This window comes from Moraxella catarrhalis (assembly GCF_001656295.1).
Taxonomy (GTDB): domain Bacteria; phylum Pseudomonadota; class Gammaproteobacteria; order Pseudomonadales; family Moraxellaceae; genus Moraxella; species Moraxella veridica.
Map to the genome: position 1 here is coordinate 1 of NZ_LXHE01000025.1, position 18,470 is coordinate 18,470.

14 protein-coding genes are annotated in these 18,470 nt (G+C 41.0%); 3 read left to right on the forward strand and 11 right to left on the reverse strand.

Annotated features, from left to right (window positions below):
• Position 1: 1 nt before the first annotated feature.
• The 4 genes from AO382_RS09735 to AO382_RS09750 all read right to left on the reverse strand — a co-directional run bounded on the left by AO382_RS09735 (position 2) and on the right by AO382_RS09750 (position 5,929).
• Positions 2 to 1,393: an FAD-binding oxidoreductase gene (locus AO382_RS09735; RefSeq protein WP_064620685.1), complete on the reverse strand. Its 1,392-nt coding sequence runs from the start codon at positions 1,391 to 1,393 to the stop codon at positions 2 to 4.
• A 68-nt stretch (positions 1,394 to 1,461) separates the two neighbouring features.
• On the reverse strand, positions 1,462 to 2,754 hold the full coding sequence (locus AO382_RS09740) for an NAD(P)/FAD-dependent oxidoreductase (RefSeq protein WP_064620688.1): 1,293 nt from the start codon (positions 2,752 to 2,754) through the stop codon (positions 1,462 to 1,464).
• A 73-nt stretch (positions 2,755 to 2,827) separates the two neighbouring features.
• Positions 2,828 to 4,267 (reverse strand): Na+/H+ antiporter NhaC, encoded by a 1,440-nt coding sequence (nhaC, locus tag AO382_RS09745; RefSeq protein ID WP_064620691.1) that lies wholly within the window; start codon positions 4,265 to 4,267, stop codon positions 2,828 to 2,830.
• A 144-nt stretch (positions 4,268 to 4,411) separates the two neighbouring features.
• Positions 4,412 to 5,929, reverse strand: a complete 1,518-nt coding sequence (locus AO382_RS09750) for an aldehyde dehydrogenase family protein (RefSeq protein WP_081261409.1) — start codon at positions 5,927 to 5,929, stop codon at positions 4,412 to 4,414.
• Positions 5,930 to 6,249: 320 nt separating this feature from the next.
• Between AO382_RS09750 and AO382_RS09755 the strand changes: the two genes are divergently transcribed.
• Positions 6,250 to 7,455, forward strand: coding sequence for a dicarboxylate/amino acid:cation symporter (locus AO382_RS09755; RefSeq protein ID WP_227513682.1), 1,206 nt, complete (start codon positions 6,250 to 6,252; stop codon positions 7,453 to 7,455).
• Positions 7,456 to 7,532: 77 nt separating this feature from the next.
• On the opposite strand, the gene AO382_RS09760 is transcribed toward AO382_RS09755, so the two are convergent.
• From AO382_RS09760 to AO382_RS09785, 6 genes are all read right to left on the reverse strand, one after another.
• Positions 7,533 to 8,822, reverse strand: coding sequence for an MFS transporter (locus AO382_RS09760; RefSeq protein WP_064620697.1), 1,290 nt, complete (start codon positions 8,820 to 8,822; stop codon positions 7,533 to 7,535).
• Between the two features lie 24 nt (positions 8,823 to 8,846).
• Entirely contained in the window at positions 8,847 to 9,788 is a 942-nt protein-coding gene (locus AO382_RS09765) for an ornithine cyclodeaminase family protein (protein ID WP_064611309.1), read from the reverse strand.
• A gap of 146 nt (positions 9,789 to 9,934) precedes the next feature.
• Positions 9,935 to 11,299 (reverse strand): VOC family protein, encoded by a 1,365-nt coding sequence (locus AO382_RS09770; protein WP_064620700.1) that lies wholly within the window; start codon positions 11,297 to 11,299, stop codon positions 9,935 to 9,937.
• 59 nt (positions 11,300 to 11,358) lie between these two features.
• On the reverse strand, positions 11,359 to 12,621 hold the full coding sequence (locus AO382_RS09775; RefSeq protein ID WP_064620703.1) for an aspartate aminotransferase family protein: 1,263 nt from the start codon (positions 12,619 to 12,621) through the stop codon (positions 11,359 to 11,361).
• A 131-nt stretch (positions 12,622 to 12,752) separates the two neighbouring features.
• Positions 12,753 to 13,661, reverse strand: a complete 909-nt coding sequence (locus AO382_RS09780) for a LysR substrate-binding domain-containing protein (RefSeq protein WP_064620706.1) — start codon at positions 13,659 to 13,661, stop codon at positions 12,753 to 12,755.
• A gap of 1,016 nt (positions 13,662 to 14,677) precedes the next feature.
• A complete protein-coding gene (locus AO382_RS09785; RefSeq protein WP_064620709.1) occupies positions 14,678 to 16,180 on the reverse strand; it encodes a YhjD/YihY/BrkB family envelope integrity protein in 1,503 nt (500 codons plus the stop codon).
• Positions 16,181 to 16,403: 223 nt separating this feature from the next.
• Between AO382_RS09785 and wrbA the strand changes: the two genes are divergently transcribed.
• Both wrbA and AO382_RS09795 read left to right on the forward strand, forming a co-directional pair.
• A complete protein-coding gene (wrbA, locus tag AO382_RS09790; RefSeq protein ID WP_064620711.1) occupies positions 16,404 to 17,009 on the forward strand; it encodes an NAD(P)H:quinone oxidoreductase in 606 nt (201 codons plus the stop codon).
• The gene (locus AO382_RS09795) at positions 17,006 to 17,428 is read left to right on the forward strand and encodes a hypothetical protein (protein WP_064620714.1); all 423 of its coding nucleotides are present in this window, start codon (positions 17,006 to 17,008) and stop codon (positions 17,426 to 17,428) included. The genes wrbA and AO382_RS09795 overlap by 4 nt, the downstream gene beginning before the upstream one ends.
• Positions 17,429 to 17,472: 44 nt before the next feature.
• On the opposite strand, the gene AO382_RS09800 is transcribed toward AO382_RS09795, so the two are convergent.
• On the reverse strand, positions 17,473 to 18,156 hold the full coding sequence (locus AO382_RS09800; RefSeq protein ID WP_227513683.1) for a DUF3108 domain-containing protein: 684 nt from the start codon (positions 18,154 to 18,156) through the stop codon (positions 17,473 to 17,475).
• Positions 18,157 to 18,470 lie beyond the last annotated feature (314 nt).

An 18,470-nucleotide genomic window follows, 5' to 3' on the forward strand; every position in this document is an offset into this window, starting at 1 on the left:
CTCAATCAAAAATCTTCCCAGGATTGATGATGCCATTGGGGTCAAAGACGGCTTTGATGGCTTTCATATAGTCAATCTCAGTCTGGGTGCGTGTGTAGGTCAGATAAGGTTTTTTGGTCATGCCCACACCATGTTCAGCCGAGATGGAACCTTTGTATTTTTTGACGGTATCAAACACATAGGTATTGACCGTTTGACATTTTTCAAAGAACTCATCTTTGCTTAAATTGGCAGGCTTTAGGATATTTAAATGCAGATTCCCATCACCAATGTGTCCAAACCAGCAGATCTCAAAATCTGGATAATTGTCTTTGACGATCTGTTCGATATCACTGATGAAGTTTGCCAAATGGCTGATCAGTACTGACACATCATTTTTATAAGGGGTGAACACTGAAATGGTTTCAGAAATGCTTTCACGCAATTTCCAAAGCTCCTGAAGCTGACCGACACTTTGGCTCATCACGCCATCAATGATCAAGCCATCTTCGGCGCATTGCTCAAATACGCTCATCGCCAAATCCAGCACTTCTTCTGTCATCGCTTCAAATTCTAGCAATACATAAAAGGGTGCTTGGCTGTCAAAAGGTGCTTTGGTGTGACCTGCTGCGATGACTTTATCAACGGCAATTTGATCAAAAAATTCAAAAGCGGTTAAGCTCAGCGCCTTCCCAAAACGATCCAGCAGCGCCACAACGCTATTAAACTCAGGCACGCCCAGCACCATGGCGGTCAAGTTTACTGGCTGTTTTTCAAGCTTGATCAAAGCTTTGGTGACAAAGCCGAGCGTCCCTTCGGCACCGATGAACAGATGGCGAAGATCATAGCCTGTGGCGTTTTTAAGCATACCGCCGTTTAATTCTAAAATATCACCCTTGCCAGTGACGACGGTCAAGCCCAAAATTTGATTGCGCGTCATGCCATAGCGAATGACTTTGATGCCGCCAGCATTGGTGCCAATATTGCCGCCAATTTGACTTGAGCCAGATGACGCAAAATCCACCGCATAGTACAGATCTTTACTTGCGGCAAACTCTTGCAAAGCCTTGGTCACGACACCTGCTTCGACTTCTACCATACGATCGGCATCATAAAACTGCCCAATGTGATTCATCTTATCAAAACTAACCACCACTTCACCTTTTGATGCCACCGCCGCAGCCGACAGACCTGTGCGACCACCGCTAGGGACCAGGGGCGTGCCATGCTCATTAGCCAATCGGACAATGGTTGCCACCTCTTCGGTACTCTTTGGAAATAGCACCGCCTGGCAATCGGTGCTAAAGTGTACTGTCCAATCGCGTCCCCAGTGCTGCGTAGATTCGGTATCGGTTTTGATGTCAAGGCTTGGGATAGTAGTACTTAAAGCAGTTAGAAAAGTCTTTATAATCATGACATATACCCAAATTTAGAGTGTGATTGTTTGAATCATAATCTATCTGATAAACAAATTTTATATAATTAACTTATAATTTTTAGGCATTGCCCTGCATGATAAAGTGTCAAACCTATCTCGGTACCGACAGTCCGTAGGGTACGCAAAGAAAGTTTATTTTTAGCGTAATCGACAAACGGTAGGGGTAGCACATCAGGATTGTCACGCACAAGAAAATCGGCAAATGCCTTACCCATCATTGTTCCTGTGGTAATACCACGCCCATTGTATGCTGTCGCAGCAATAATTCCATCTTGTGGCGTGAATACTCGCATTATATGATCCGGGGTAAAGCCAAATTTTCCAAACCATTGACATTGCCAGTCAAGCTTGTTTAAATCAGGGAAGTAGTGTTCTTGCACATGCTTTGCCCATGAGAGATAAAAATTGGCGGGTTTAAATTCGCGACCCCCAACTGTTCCAAATAATATCCGGCCTTCATTATCTCTACGGATGCTAGATAATGCCATACGCGTATCCCACGAGCCATTTTTATAAGGTAAAATACGATTAGCAATCTCATTTTCCAAAGGTTTACTGGCAATTTGATAATAATACACAGGATAAAAGCTTTTTTGGATATCCGTCCATTCGCCCTCGGTATAGGCGTTAGTAGTGATGATGACTTTATTAGCTAAAACTTGCCCATTTTCACTTTTTACGCACCATTTATCACCATCTTTGATAAGTTCATTCACCTTGGTATTTTCAAAAATCTTTACGCCTAATTGTGCTGCCGCCCTTGATAAACCAATGACATATGCAAAAGGATTGATCGTGCCTGCGCGTTTGTCAAGCAAGGCTTTATTAATGCGTGTTGTACCTGTATATTCGTGGCATTTTGAACCTGTGATAATTTCTACATTTGCGCCGCGTCGAGTTAATTGAGAGTAACGGCTGTCAATATCCGCTTCTGCTGCAGCATTATGTGCCATATGTAGGTTGCCTGTGCGCGTATCGCCAGCATTGATCTGATGTTTGTCAATAAGATCAAAAACCAGTTTGGGAGCCAGTCCCAAAACATAGGTCAATTTTTCGCCTACCTTTTCACCCAAATACATATTCAGATCATCAGGCGGTGCCCATGTCCCTGCATTGACAAAGCCGACATTGCGCCCAGAGCCGCCTGAACCAATTTCTTGACATTCTAGCACGCATACTGATTTGCCATATTCTGCCAAATGCAACGCTGCTGACAAGCCAGTAAAACCACCTCCAATAACGCATACATCGACTCTTACCTCTCTATCAAGTTTAGGATAGTGTTCGGTTTTAGAGGTAGTGATTTGCCATAAGCATTTCTCAGGAATCTGACTCATAATATTATTTTCCTTAATTTTTATTTCAAAAAGTACGTCAAAATCTAGCATGCTTTTTGATAAGGTATATCACTTAAAGTGCCGCAATAGAGTCTTCCTCAGCCGTGGTGGCGATATTAGTCGATTCCTCTCGTGGAATAAATTTATCTAAGATTAGCCAAATAATCCCAAAAATAGGTGATAACCAACATGCAATTGCATAAGGCGCATATAAAATTGTCGCTACTCCAAGTGTCGCTGCTACAAAGCCACCGCCCATATTCCATGGAATTAAGGGTGATAATAATGTGCCACAATCTTCGATGGATCTAGTCAGGGTAGTTCTCTTGTACCCCATTTGTGTATATTTATCTTTCAAAAGTCGCCCTGGTAAGACAAGGCTGGTATAGACATCACCAATGATCGTGCCGATACTTATGGTGCTAGCATAACTTGCTCCAACAAGACCAAAGCGAGTCCGCACAAAGCTATTGATTTTTTGTAAAATGGCATTTAATGTACCATAGTATTCCAATGCTCCTACAAAGCTTAATGCAAGCAATGTTAGTATCACCACCCAAGTCATGCTCATCACACCTCCTTTGGAAAGCAGTTTATCAACAATCTCAACTCCGGTTTGACTAATCACGCCGTTTTGTAGAACATTGAACAATTCTTTAACACCAGTGCCTTGAAAAATTATCGCCATCAAGCATGCTACAATAATGCCACCTAAAACTGTCGGCAAGGCAGGCATACGCATCAATGCCGAAATAATTACCACAAGGCCTGGCAATAAAGTAAATAAGCTAATGGTATAGTTGGCTGCTAAAGTCTCTCGCATAAGCTGGATGTCAGCAAAATCTGCCACTTGATCTTGGTAACTAATACCTACGTAGGCATACACTAGCAATGAAACTGTCATTGCAGGCAAAGTCGTTGGGATCATGCCTTTGATATGATCCCATAAATCTACACCAACCACCGCAGGTGTCAAGTTAGTGGTTTCAGACAAAGGTGACATTTTGTCGCCAAAAAATGCCCCTGAAATGATTGCTCCTGCTGTCCATGCATCAGGAATTCCAAGCCCGTGACCAATGCCCATTAATGCTAAACCCACTGTACCGACCGTACCCCAAGAAGTTCCTGTTGCTAAAGACAAAATAGAGCACAGAATGCAGCTAGCCACTAAAAAAGTTGCAGGTGTAAAAACTGCAAAACCATAATATAGAACTGTTGCCACTGCTCCAGAAATAATCCATGCAGCAATTAACATGCCAATGGTAATAAATAGAATAATCGCGGGCAGACCCACTCGAATCACCTTATAAAAGTGATTTTCCATACCAATCCATTTCTTTTTACGAAAGCGGACAAATAATCCTGTGATCACAAGACCACAGACTAAAGGAATGTGAGGGGTAAAATCATCAAATCCGAAGAACTGCACCATCATAATAACGATAGTGAACAATAAAGGGGCAATGTCTAGTAAAAAATTGCCAGAAGGCTCAATAGGTTGTGTGCGTGCCATAAAATACACTCCTTGTATATGGCTATTTGTATTCATGCAAAATCTATTTGTGAATAAAATAGCCTTGGCATAAACTAATAAGACTTATGCCCGGTTATTTCATTACTTCACTTCTAAAATTGACTTAAAGATGTAATTGATCTATCAATCAAATGAAATGCCCTGTGCCAGTGGCAGATCTAATGAATAATTAATGGTATTCGTTTGACGGCGCATGTAGTTTTTCCAAGCATCTGAGCCTGACTCACGACCGCCCCCTGTTTCTTTTTCACCACCAAATGCACCACCTATCTCGGCGCCGCTCGTGCCGATATTAACATTGGCAATACCACAATCACTGCCTTCATCACTTAAGAAAAATTCTGTTTCCCTAACACTGTCACTAAAGATGCATGATGATAAACCTTGTGGCACATTGTTTTGTAGTTCAATAACTTCTTTGAAATCGTCATAACCCATTACATATAGAATAGGTGCAAAGGTTTCATTTTTGACTGCGTCGGTTTGATTTGGCATTTCAATGATCGCAGGTTGGACATAGTAGGCATCAGGGTATGTATCTATCAATACGCGCTCTCCGCCAGTAACTACACCACCTTCAGAGATGGCATTGGCAATGGACTTTTGCATATTATTGAAACTTTCCTTATCAATCAATGGGCCGACCAAATTACCCTTCATTGGGTTGCCGATGCTGATGCTTGCATAAGATTTTTTGACACGCTCAACCACATTATCTTTGATACTATTATGAATAAACAGGCGACGTAGGGTTGTGCAGCGTTGACCTGCTGTACCAACCGCTGAGAATAATATCGCACGGACAGCAAGTTCTAGATCGGCGCTTGGTGTGACGATCATTGCATTATTACCACCAAGTTCAAGCAAGCACTTACCAAAGCGCTCAGCAACTTTGGGAGCGACAGTTCGACCCATTCGTGTACTACCTGTGGCGCTCACTAAAGATATATTATGATTTTCTACCAGGGCATTGCCCACGTCGGCTTCGCCTATCAGTAGCGATGACAGACCTGATGGCACGGCTATCCCTGTGCTTTGAGCAAATTTGACGGCTGCTTTCTCAAATAGGGCTTGGCAGGCAAGGGCAGTTAATGGGGTTTTTTCGGATGGTTTCCATACGACTGAGTTACCGCAAACCCACGCAAGAGCTGCATTCCAAGACCATACTGCCACAGGGAAATTAAATGCTGAAATTACACCAATCACGCCAAGCGGATGCCAAGTTTCCCGCATATGATGACTTGGGCGCTCTGATGCAATCGTGAGACCATATAGCTGACGTGACAAGCCGACCGCAAAGTCACATATATCGATCATTTCCTGTACCTCTCCTAGGCCTTCTGCAGTGATTTTACCGACCTCGATAGACACTAGAGAACCTAGGTCATCCTTATGTTCTCGCAAAACCTCACCAAGGAGGCGTACAAGCTCACCACGCTTTGGTGCAGGGATTTTGCGCCATGCAGTAAAGGCAGATTTAGCATCAGAGATAATCTTGGCGGCATTATCTGTGCTATTCAGACCGATACTCGCAATTTGACTACCATCGATGGGGCTATGTACATTAAAGTCTCCTTTAATGGTATCAAGCGATACGCCCATTTTGGCAAGCAAGGCTTGCGTCTGATCAGCTAATGACATGAAAACTCCTTTTAAGTCTAGTTGGATAGGTATTTATAAATTAGCTTGTTTTATAATAAAGTTCAATCGCTGAAATTTCTTGGTGCCATTCCTTGATGGAATGCACAAAGTGATTGCGATAATTGTCATGTAAAAATCAGTCATAAGATCATGAAAATTTTTCGGCCAACTCTATAATGATCTACTTGAGTTTTTTGAGTAAACTGTATTAATCTATGAATTGGTGACCGCTTTTGGGGTGAGTTGCCTTATCAATCCTTAACTTAACATAAGGAATTGTTATATTATTATTTAGTAGTATTTGGCGTTGGTATACTAATTTGTCCTTTGACCAAAATGACCGCAGGCTTTGCCTGGGTATTCTTGCAGGCGTAATTCTAGGAGCGGATAGTATAATATTTAAGCCTCTCGGAGCATTGTTTTTAAATCTGTTAAGAATGATAGTGGTGCCTCTAGTGGTTTTATCATTAATTGTGGCAGTCAATCATTCCAGCCCAAAAGAGCTTGGAAGGATTGGTTTCAAAATTTTCCCATTTTATCTGATTTCTATGGCAATTGCGGTTGTTGTGGGAATTTTCTTCGGTAAATTAACCAATCCAGGGGTTGGGCTAAACCTGCCGATGGACGCCACAATTGAAACACCTAATAAGCCTGCATTTATTGATGTTATCCTGAATATGGTGCCAAACAATATCATCAATGCTATGTCGTCAGGTGATATCTTGGCAGTAGTATTTGTCTCTATTGTGTTTGGATTAGCAATTTTGCTTATGCAACATGCTGAAAGCGAACGAGAGCAAAATATGGGTAAATTGTTATTGAATATCGCAGATGCTGGCAATGAGGCAGTTGCTAAGGTATTAAATGGTATTTTGCAATATGCGCCGATTGGCGTCTTTGGGATTACTGCCAACACTTTTGGTACGCAAGGTATGGATATGGTTATTGCCTTGGGTAAGTTTATTGGTACATCTTATCTTGGTGTGATTGTAATGTTGACGGTAATATACCCGTTGATTCTAAAATTATTTAAGGTTAAAGTCATTGAGTTTTATAAAAATATCAAAGATGCCATTTTTACTGCATTTGCTACATCAAGCAGTCTTAGTACTTTACCGATTAGTATGCGGGCTGCTGAAAAAGCAGGAATTAGTGAGCGTGTTGCAAAATTAACCTTGCCAATTGGTGCAACTATCAATATGGATGGTACGGCGGTGCGCTTTGGTGTAGCGGTAATTTTTGCATCCGAAATTATGGGTATTCACCTTGGCATAACAGAGCTCGCAACCATCGTTCTGATTGGAACATTGGCGGCTGTTGGCACAGCAGGTGTTCCGGGTACAGGACTCATTGGCATGTCGATTGTCTTTGCTCAAGCGGGTCTACCACTTGAGATTGTGGCTTTGACCGCAGGAATCAATGTTCTTGTCGATATGATTTTTACTTGTGGTAATGTTACCGGAGATTTGGTAGGTGCCAAAGTTGTGGATCAAAGTGAAAAACTTCGTGATTCTGAAATTATATAAAAATTCATGGATGCTAAAGTTAAATAAAACAACCTCCAAGTCTTCTTGGAGGTTGTTTTATTTGGGTGTCTTATTATTTAATCAATCATCTCCTTGCCTGCGTGCTCACCAGCTGCCCATACAGCTGTAATTGAGACCAGACCCATGCAAATAATGTAAATTGCAATAGGTGTATAAGATAAATCAAATGTATTTAATAACCATAATGCTACCATGGGAGCTGTTCCACCAGCAATAGCTGCTCCAATTTGGTAACCCAAGGTAATACCAGTGTAGCGAACATTGCTTTTGAAGATTTCAGAAAACATTGTACCCAGCACGGCAGTAATTGGAGTCCAGATAATCCCCAAGCCAACAATAGTGGCAATATTTAACCAAAACACTGACCCTGTATTAAGCATCCAGAAATAAGGGAAGGCATAAATCATCATTAATACAACGCCGCCAATATAAACAGTTTTTCTACCCAATTTATCTGATAACGAACCTGCTATAGGAATAAGAAAAGTAGTAATTAGCGTTGCAATGGTAACTGCATTTAAAACTTGACTACGCTCAAAAGTTAAAACTTGTGTAGCATAGTACATAATAAAAGTAAACATTATATAAAATGGACCTGTCTCTACGCATTTTGCACCGATGGCAATCAATACTTCCTTTTTGTGCGTTCGCAAGGTTTCAATAAGGGGTATGGCTACCACTTTACCTTCTTCCTGATTTTTCTTAAAGGCTGGTGTTTCGTCAATACCTTTGCGGATCCATAAACCTAGTAGCACCAACAGGGCACTACCAATAAATGGAACCCGCCATCCCCAGGATATAAAATCTTCTTCAGGTAACATGGTCATTATTGTAAGGGCGAGTGTGGCAAGCAGCATGCCAAGTGTTACACCCATTTGAGGTACGGCACCAAATAGGCCGCGCTTTTCTTTAGGGGCATATTCTACCGCAAGTAGCATTGCTCCGCCCCACTCGCCGCCGATACCTAATCCTTGAATTAAGCGCAATAGTACCATTAAAATTGGAGCAGCAATGCCAATGGCTTGATATGTTGGCAGCAATCCCATTAATACTGTTGCACCGCCCATTAGGGTCAGCGTAAGAACTAAAGTTTTTTTGCGACCAATCTTATCGCCGATATGACTAAAAAAAATACCGCCAAATGGCCTGATAAAAAATGATAATCCAAAGGACATAAATGCCAACATGGTTCCAACGGTCGGATCTTCAGTAGGAAAGTATAGTTGGTTAAAAATCAATGCTGCTACCGTTCCGTATAAGAAGTAATCAAACCATTCAATAGCACTACCTATCAAGCTTGCTGCAAGCACTTTATAAGAAGTTTTTCTATTTTCAACTTGTTCCATGAGAACTCCTTGTTGATCTCACCATCATTGGTTTAAATTATCGTAGGCTAAGTTTGCTGCCGCTAGATCCTCCAAGCCTGTTCCAACAGATTTAAATACAGTGATTTCGTTTTTGCTAGTTCTGCCTTGGCATTGTGAGCGGCAAAGGTTGTAAAGTGTGCCGAGGTTTTTATTTTGATCAAAATAACCCTCTTTAATCGCAGATAAAATATCACCAGCTTTCATTAGGGCTTCTTCGGTATCCATGAAAACACTGGTATCTGCAAAGCATTTACCATCTGTTTCACGCATCTCTGGGCTAAAACTACCTATTAAATCTAAGTGTTGACCAGGTTGCAGCCAATCCCTCATTATAAGTGGCTTTGTTGATAGAGTTGCACAGCTAATAATATCCGCTTGACTAACAGCGGCCTTGAGATCTTTCACTATCTGCACTTTAAAGCCATCTTGGGTCAGCTTGTCGGCGAGCATCTCAGCATTAACAAGTGTGGGATTAAAAATACTGACCTCTTCAATTGGACGAACTGCTTTGTACATTTCAGGAAGTAGTCTTCCAACCTGTCCTGCGCCTACTACAAGCAAGCGATGACTATCTGGTCGACTTAAGAATCGAGCCGCCAAAGCCGAGGCTGCCGCAGTTCTTCTGGATGTGATGGTATTACCATCAAAGATAGCAATTGGCACACCTGTATTGGCATCGTATAATATATAAACTGAATGAAGCCCTGCCAAGCCTTGTTGGTTATTGTTAGGAAAAATGGAAACAGTTTTGAGACCAAGACGCCTTCCTGGTTGCCAAGCCGGCATGATTAAAAATCTTCCAACCTCTTCATTATTCCCATTTTGGATGGCATGATTGTGACGTAAGGGTACGTCGCAACCTTGTATGAATAAATGCTCGATTGCGGCAATAAGCTGTTCCGCAGGTAGAGCCTTAATGGTCTGATCCGTATTATAAAATTGCATATAACTCCCTGTATTGTTAACCGAATTTATAAATTAAAATAAAGACAAACTGAATCTTTGAAAATAATTTTCTTAAATTGGGGTAGTGATTCAGCTTGCGGTTTAGTTTTAAATTTTAAGTTAAAATTTCATTATAAATTAATAATTTAACCTAACTTTGCTAAACATTCCTCAAGTGACTTATCCATCATCGCTTGATACAGATCGCATTCGTCATAAACTTTTATACCTAAGTCTTGCTCAAAGCTATCTTGGTTAGATTTGCCTTCATAGCCTGGGTTGGTATCCTCACCTAGATTTGACTGAAAAATTCCCGCTGCTGATACAGGCAAAAAGTCTTCATATACAATCGGCTCAAGTCTTAATATATCGTTATCTAGCAGGCTTTGTACCGATTTATCACTGGTATCTTTATCTGAAAAATGATCATTTAACTGATAATAAAAGTACGCTAAGCCATCATTGTATAGCGCCTGATATTCATCAGGAAAAGCGGTGAAGGTTTCCGTAAGCGCTTGGTAATATGCGTTTGGGTCTTTTTCTGGTGCGAACTTAAGGCTTGCACGCGCTTTGTTCAAAAGCTTATCATATAAAGAACGGCCTTTTGGTGTCAAAGCAATGCCGCGCTGCTCGATCTCACCAAAACGCGCAGTGTGGTATCCTTCTTCTCGCCCATCGCCTGTGAAAATAATAGCTTCATTAAGTGCCTTAAAGCTTGTCTGGCGGAGTAAAATAGGGCATTTGCGTCGTGGCGGACCCTCAATAATCTCTTTGGCAGTAATCCCGCGGGAGCCCATTTCATCCTGTACTGCGTCAATATCTAAGGTACGTGGGGTTAAATGGTTGATGTGCGGCCCATAGAAACCTACTACATCAGCAATCAAGCGATGCTGAGATAATAATTTGTCATAAAACGCCTTAGAAATCGGTGAGGTTTTATGCCACTTAAAAGTTTTAATCGCCTCAGTGACAAATAAGTCCGCATCATCGGAGCTTAATCCCCCTTCTTTCTCAGATTTTTCAATTAAGAAAAGTACGCCATCACTGAAAATTTGGCGATTCTGTAATATCTCTAATGCGATTTGGCGAAGCTTATCATCTTTGATTAGCTCTAGACGCAATAGTGAGCAAAAAACCCGAAATGGACTCGCTTGTAACTCGGCGCTGTTGATAGCTCGAAACGCAGTCGAGTGCACAGGAACACCTGCAGACGAAAGATCGTAGTAGCCAACAGGATGCATATCCATGACAGCAAACAAACGACGCATAGTCGTAAGCTCACTTGGTAAACCTAAACGGATCGCACCATGGCGCTCAAGGTTAATGCGTTCAAGCTCGCCTGTGTTGGTCAGCTGGCGTTTTAATTCATCGTCCTTTTCTAATGTATCACTATTGATATCAGCAACTAAATCTATCAGCTCTTTATAAAGCGGCACCTCTGTTTGATACATCTTAGACATCGCTTGGCTAAAATTATGGCGAATAACGGTTTTTGGGACAAATTGAATCATATTTCTTCCTTTTCATTGGACTGTTGTTGATAGACTTTGGCTCTATTGGTAAAAGTATCTTATAAATCATTTGGGATTGATCCCAATACCTCTCTTAAAATTTTTAGTCCTTCTGTTAAAGTATCCGCCTCAATGGTCAAGGGTGGTAGCAAGCGGATGATATGGCGATATTTGCCGCTCGGCATGAGTAATAAGCCTTGATTACGAGCGCTGGTCAGCACATAGTCCATAACTTTTGGATTAGTACCGCGTACAGGATGTTTAAGCATAATGCCACGCATTGCACCAATGCCTGTCAAGCCTGATAACCACTCGCTTACACCCTCTTTTTGCCAAGTAGTAACAGTGTGCTCAAGCGTATCGATATATAGCTTACTATTTGCCCAAATTTTATCTTCTTCCATTATCTCAAGTACTGCTGTGGCTGCTGCACATGCGATAGGATTGCCCGAATAAGTGCCGCCAAGACTACCCTTGATTAAGCCTGTCATTAAACGATTGCGACCAACGACAGCGCCAAGCGGTAAGCCTCCTGCTATACTCTTGGCAAGTAGTATAATATCAGGCTCAACGCCAAGCTGCATAAATGCAAATGGCAAGCCCGTGCGCCCAAATCCTGCTTGAATCTCATCAAAAATCAATATAATGTCATTTTGATTGCAGAACTCACGTAGATATTTGGCAAAGTTTTTATCTATGACAGAAAAGCCCCCTTCGCCTTGAACCGGCTCAACAATTATGGCGCCTATGTTAGCGATGTCAACTTCAACATTAATCAGCCTTTCTAAAGCATCAATTGCAGTCTGTGCATTTAATCCTGTGTCAGGACTGGCAAAAGGGATATGGTACACACCGCTGTTTAGCAGTCCAAGCCCTGATTTGTATGGTGCGACCTTACCATTTAAATTAACAGTACTTAGAGTTCGACCATGAAAGCCTCCATCAAAAGCAATCACACCTGCTTTACCAGTTTTTTGTCTAACAATTTTTAGGGCATTTTCGACGGCTTCAGCTCCACAATTTGTGAGCATGACAGATAGTTCGTCATCGATGGGTATAGAATCGATAAGTTTTTTAATATAATCGGTATAAGTATTATGATAAGTGGCATTGAAAGCGGCATGGGTAAGTTTTTTGGCTTGTATGGTGATAGCATCAATTATCTTGGGGTGACAATGCCCAAAATTAAGCACACCAATACCACCAAAAAAGTCAATATATTCCTTACCATTCACATCCCAAACGCGCGCATTCTTTCCGTGGGTTAGAGTAATAGGATGGATGATTCCCATCCCGTCAGTTAGATGTTCAGTATTTGCCATAATAAACTTCCTGTTGTAATGATGGTTTATTTTGGCAAGTTTGGTTTAGGCTTTCAAACGAATATTTGGCGCTAGGGTATTCTATTCTCTCATGGATAATTTACTTAATTTCAATCTTGGATAAACGTCAATTATAAGCTAGTTGATCCATCCAGCTTCATTAAATAATCGCGAATCCATTTAATCATCACCTGTACTTTTTTGCTATTACCTAGATGTGAATGGTATACCATATAGTACGCACCGCGACCTGGCATTTGGTAGGGGTGGGCTTGAATTAGCTCTCCTTTTTGCAACTGATCTGTGACAAATCGGATCGGAACTAAAGATACGCCGCAGCCTAGTTTCGCTGCTTTGATACAGGCATTAAACGTGTCAAATCGTACACCAACAAGCGCTGAATCGGTGGTGTGATTTTGTTTGGCAAAATAATCATACCATGCACGAGGACGAGTACGGATTTGCAAAAGATGAGCACGTGACAAAGTTTCTAGGTCATTAATTTTATCTAAATAACTAGGTGCGCATACTGCTATAGAGGATTCATCAAAAAGCTTAATTGATTCCATCCCCGCCCATACACCGTCACCATAAACAAAACCCATATCAATGTTAATGTCAAGTAGGGCACTGGCTTGTTCAATAATGTCAAGATGCACGAGTGGATGTGCTTGTCGAAAGCCTTTGAGTGCGGGGATTAGCCACTGTGCACAAAAAGTGGAGTGTGAGATGATTTGTAGTGTATCTGCTTCTACGCCATGTGCCATCAGATTAAGTGTGGACAGCTCAAGTTGTTGCAAGATATTTTTGGCATCATTGTAATACGCTTGACCTGCCGGTGTTAAAAATAATCCCGAACTTGTTCGATTAAACAGTGGTATTGACAGCAAATCTTCTAGTTGAGCAACCTGCTTGCTTACCGCGCTTTGTGTCATGTGCAACTCTTTACCAGCTCGCGTAAAACTTAGATGTCGCGCCGTACATTCGAAGCATTGAAGAGCGGTGGTGGATGGATAGTGGCGAAAGTGTAATTTTATCATTGTATGAACTTAAAATATAGTAACTAGTTTGCTATATTTGCGCAATAACCGTATTATATAAAGAACTAGTTATCATTGCTTACATAGATGAGTTTATTTATTAATAAAAAATTTATATTTTACACACAGTCAGAAATAAGGGCTTTATACTAGATGGGCCAATTGGTGGTTATATCAAAAATAATTCCCTGTTAAGCAATATGCAATCAACTGAAATTGCAATTTTCTACAATGTTGTCATAATAACAAAAAATAAAAGAAAATCCCAGCAAGCCTTAACCTTTCTTTGAGCTAATTTCTAGCTGAGATTCTAAACCAATCTGATTGGATCACTATTCATTTGCTCAATTTTCTTTAGATGCAAAATAAATGTTTCTTGGCAATACCATCAACCAAGGAAAGTGCAAGTGTTGGATTTTTAAAACCTTTAAGAATAGTTGATTGTAAAGTAAGTAAATTTAATATTGGTTAACTCATGGTGGTCATTTTAATAAAGATTGTCCATCTGTACCCATAAGTTTCATTTTGCTGTCAATACTTCATGCAAAGTCTTATGTATAATGCTTAAGTAAATGAAATATAGGTTGTTGCAACAGAATCGTACCCGCTCTTGCTTGTTAATCACCAAATTATTTATTAAATATAATAAAATTTTTTAATTATAATGAACAATAAATAAATTGATAAATCAATAGGTAAAAATGGCGGAATGATAGTATGCCAAAGGTTTTTTAGTCGCTAATCTGAAAAATTTCTGATCGCCACACCTGCTATTATTGTATTGCATAAGTTTTTTGCTTGTCGATGCATAAGCAGATTTTTCTCATTGCTCGCTAGTATAATAAAGTTAATTGTTTAGGTGCATTTTATTCTTTATTGCCTAATTGATTCACACAAAAGGTGGATATTGGTCATTTTTGTATCTCTATTTGTATCTTTTACGGTTTAAAAACTAAAGATACAAAATCACCCCAGTTAGCACTGGGGTGATTTTTGGTAATTAAATTAATGAATGATCATTTGTCAATGATGCGTTTGATTTCATTAATATGCTGCTTATTTTTACCAAAGAAGTGATATGCTTTTTTTAGTAAGCGTAATACTTTGGTCAGTTTACTTTCGGTAAATGAAGCTTTGCCATCTGGAATAATGACAACATTTCCTGACTCATCAATCGTGCGACGAGCATTATCATCAAAGCCTTTGCCCTCACCAAGCTCATCGGTATTTTCAGAGACGATGCGTACAATTTCTTGTTTTTCTCGCAGGGGTGTAGTTTCAAACAGTTCTGCCAAAGGTAAATCCAGCTCTTTGATGGCAGCATCCTCAACCTTATCTAAGTGATGATACAGCTCAATGAACCAAGGATCGTAGTCTGCAGATTCTAACTGATCAAGCTCGCTACGAATGGGCAGTGGATACGGTAAGCTTTTATAAAATTTCCAAAAATTGATAGTTCTTAGGTCGGTTTTTAAGATATATTCATTATTTTTGGTTTCGGTAATAAAATCATTACTGACAAGTTGGTCTAAATACATACTCCATTTGGGCAGCTCTTTGCGGCCCAGCATGCCACGAAGTTCATCTTCGCTGACAGCTTCACCATTTTGATAACGCTTATATGTTAAATTAAGCATGTCCAAAAGGCTAAGCAGCGGATGGCGGACAGGTACTTCTTTGGTATCAAAAATCGTTAAAGTATAGCTGATTTGCACACCCAAAAGAATGATATTCCAAGAAATATAAATCCATAATAAGAAAATCGGCAGGGCGGCAAACGCACCATAGATGGCTTCATAGCTCGTGAAATTGGTCATCACAGTGCCAAAAACCTGCTTGATACTTTCAAATAAAATGGCAGTAACAACGCCTGCAATGGCAGCATTTTTTATGGGAACTTGGGCCTTGGGAATGAACCAATATAATAAAATAAAGCCACAAGTCATTAATGCCAAAGAAACCAAATATGCCCAAATACCCCAATCAATGCCATAACCTGCAATTTGACGATTTAAAAAGTCCACACTTTGGATAGCACTTGAGGCACCAAATGCCACACCCAAAATCACCGGACCTAAAGTGATGATTGTCCAGTAGCGTATAATGCTGGCAGCGCCGCCTGAGCGTTCTTGGACACGCCAAATCTTATTAAAAGCATACTCAATGGTATTTAAGGTCATGATTGCGGTAACAAATAAACCTGCTACCCCCACAAGTCCTAAATTACTGGATTTTTCAGCAAAAGAACGAATATATCCTGCCACTTGCTCACTGGCAGTCGGGAATAAATTGGCAGAGATGGTTTGTTGAACTTGTTCACGCAAACCCTCAAGTGCAGGCACGCTTGAAAAAATTACCAACACCACCGTTAATATCGGCACCAAGGCAAGCAATGTGGTATAAGTGAGACTGGCTGCTTTTTGCTGCGTATCGTCATCAATGAAGTGGCGCACAAGTAAGCGTAAGTACATAAACCAGGCATGGTGCGCAAAAGGAAGTTTGTTTAAAAAATTTGCCATAATATCCAATTAATTGTTTATCACCCAATATCGCATTAGTGTAACAAATATTACGGCATATTACAGGCGAAGTTTTGTACAATTATGTATCAAAGTTTTAGAGTGTGTAAGAAATTTTCATGGGATTACCAATAAATGTAGATGGATTTTAGGTAGCTAAGTTTGTTTATTTAAGATAAATCTTGTTATAATGCCAAACGATGCCAACTAAGATGATAAATTTATGACCACGCCTTATATTCTTGTTTTATATGATACCAATAAACACGCCACCAAGCAGCTGGCTTATTTGATCGCCCAAGGGGTGACTGATACAGGTTTAAAAGCTGTCATTCGCCGAGTGCCCAAAGTCTCTTTGGTCACCGAACAGACGCAGCCTACCATTCCTGATGAGGGTGATTTGTATTGCACGGCAGATGAGCTGATCGGCTGTTCGGGTTTGGCAATGGGCAGTCCGACGCATTTTGGTAATATGTCGGCAAGCCTTAAGTATTTTTGGGACAATACCGTTTCAGCATGGCTGTCAGGTGAGCTACAAGGCAAGCCTGCTTGCGTTTTTACCACATCAGGCTCAATGCACGGCGGTCAAGAAAGCACGCTTTTGACGATGATGATCCCACTATTACATCATGGTATGCTGTTGATGGGACTGCCTTATGCACATCCTGAGCTGTCCATGACGGCGCGCGGTGGCACGCCTTATGGTACAAGCCATGTCTCGGGCGCGGAGCATCAGCATGTCATTACTCAAGACGAGCAGGCGCTAGCCATCGCTCAAGGTGTGCGTTTGGCGACACTGGTCAAGCAGTTGCAAGCAGGCAGTCTATGAGAACCTCTAAACCCACCAAACCTGCCGAGCCGATACGCCGAGCCTTATGCCTGACTTGGTATGCTTGGATATTGATTGCCTTAATTGTTTATCCTTTGACTGTCAGTTTAACCACAGGTGCTTCTGTATGGGCAGGCGTCGGTGTGCAGCTTTTGGCATTGATGCCGGCTTTGATTTTTACGCCTTGGGTGCATCGAGGTACTTCTGCCTATGCGCTGATGTGGGCAAGTATGGTTTTATTGGTTTATTTGGGTGTGGGCGGCGTTTTGGCATTGCTTCGAATTTATGAACAAGCACCAACAACGGTCGGTATAATAAAGATAATTGAGTTTTTAATTTTGCTGATGATTAATTATCAGTTATTTGTCTTACTCAAGCGCCTACCTGCAATGCACAAACAATTCAATCAAACCAAATAAAACAAGCCCTGTGAGTAACAGGGCTTTTTTATAGATGTATTGGATTAGTTGATCTTGGTCAGCTCCATTGAGATGATTTTGCCTTTTGTGGTTTGGCTGACGCGCACCGGCAGATAGTCTAGGCTTGGCGCAAGCCAAAAGCTGGTCGCGCGGTCGCGATCGTCATGGATGCGATCGATGCGCACAGTATCATAAGTACCGGCAGGCACGGTGATTTTGGTATTACCCGCGCGGCGGAATTTGGTGGTTTCGATTTCGGTTTTTTTGACCAATTGATACGATCCACTGAATTTACCATTAATCAGCTCTTGGCGAATTTGTGCCTCTAAACTTAGATCATCGTAGGCTTGACGCGGCATGTTTAAAGTAGTAGCCTTGCCTTTATAGGTGCTGACCACCGATTTACCAGCATTATTAAAGCGGACACTGTGAGTATTGCCAATGCCTAAGATACGTGCAGACATCGTCGATGAGCTTGGCAGGATGCGACCATTAGATAGGCTAAAAGTCGCTTCTTGATTTAAGGTGGCAACACCAGCGGCGCGCGCATTGACGGTATATTTATAGTTATTACCGGTCTTAGTCAGTGTGCGCGTCGCTGTACCCGTTTTGCCATCAGCACTCACCCGATAGGTCGCTGAATAACCAGGCAAATCAGCCGCCACAGCCGCCACAGGCAGAGCTAAAAATGTAGAAGCGGCTAACAAAGTAATCAATGATTTTTTCACAATTTTCTCCAAGTTTTTTATCAATATTAATGTTATAAGCCTACTTTATAGTTTTATAGGCTGAATTATGATGCGACTATAATGGTCATATTTAGTTACAAACTCAAGGGGAGAGTGGGGTGATTTTGTCGGTTTTGTGTCATGGATTGATGAAAATAGGTAATAATCTGCCGCTTTGATTGAGTACTATGATCAAATCGTGAGTAATTGTATCGCTATGATCAGGCTTGACTTGACTGGTTAATCAAAATCACTGTCATCTTAATCAAAATCACTGTCATCGGCATAATAAAAGTCAAAAATTTTTGGAAAAT

Excerpts from the sequence above, each read along its gene's own strand:
- AO382_RS09765 (WP_064611309.1), bottom strand. The coding sequence starts at position 9,788 with ATGCAATTTTATAATACGGATCAGACCATTAAGGCTCTACCTGCGGAA.
- AO382_RS09770 (WP_064620700.1), bottom strand. The coding sequence starts at position 11,299 with ATGATTCAATTTGTCCCAAAAACCGTTATTCGCCATAATTTTAGCCAA.
- wrbA (WP_064620711.1), top strand. The coding sequence starts at position 16,404 with ATGACCACGCCTTATATTCTTGTTTTATATGATACCAATAAACACGCC.
- AO382_RS09775 (WP_064620703.1), bottom strand. The coding sequence starts at position 12,621 with ATGGCAAATACTGAACATCTAACTGACGGGATGGGAATCATCCATCCT.
- nhaC (WP_064620691.1), bottom strand. The coding sequence starts at position 4,267 with ATGGCACGCACACAACCTATTGAGCCTTCTGGCAATTTTTTACTAGAC.
- AO382_RS09780 (WP_064620706.1), bottom strand. The coding sequence starts at position 13,661 with ATGATAAAATTACACTTTCGCCACTATCCATCCACCACCGCTCTTCAA.
- AO382_RS09795 (WP_064620714.1), top strand. The coding sequence starts at position 17,006 with ATGAGAACCTCTAAACCCACCAAACCTGCCGAGCCGATACGCCGAGCC.
- AO382_RS09740 (WP_064620688.1), bottom strand. The coding sequence starts at position 2,754 with ATGAGTCAGATTCCTGAGAAATGCTTATGGCAAATCACTACCTCTAAA.
- AO382_RS09785 (WP_064620709.1), bottom strand. The coding sequence starts at position 16,180 with ATGGCAAATTTTTTAAACAAACTTCCTTTTGCGCACCATGCCTGGTTT.
- AO382_RS09760 (WP_064620697.1), bottom strand. The coding sequence starts at position 8,822 with ATGGAACAAGTTGAAAATAGAAAAACTTCTTATAAAGTGCTTGCAGCA.
- AO382_RS09750 (WP_081261409.1), bottom strand. The coding sequence starts at position 5,929 with ATGTCATTAGCTGATCAGACGCAAGCCTTGCTTGCCAAAATGGGCGTA.
- AO382_RS09735 (WP_064620685.1), bottom strand. The coding sequence starts at position 1,393 with ATGATTATAAAGACTTTTCTAACTGCTTTAAGTACTACTATCCCAAGC.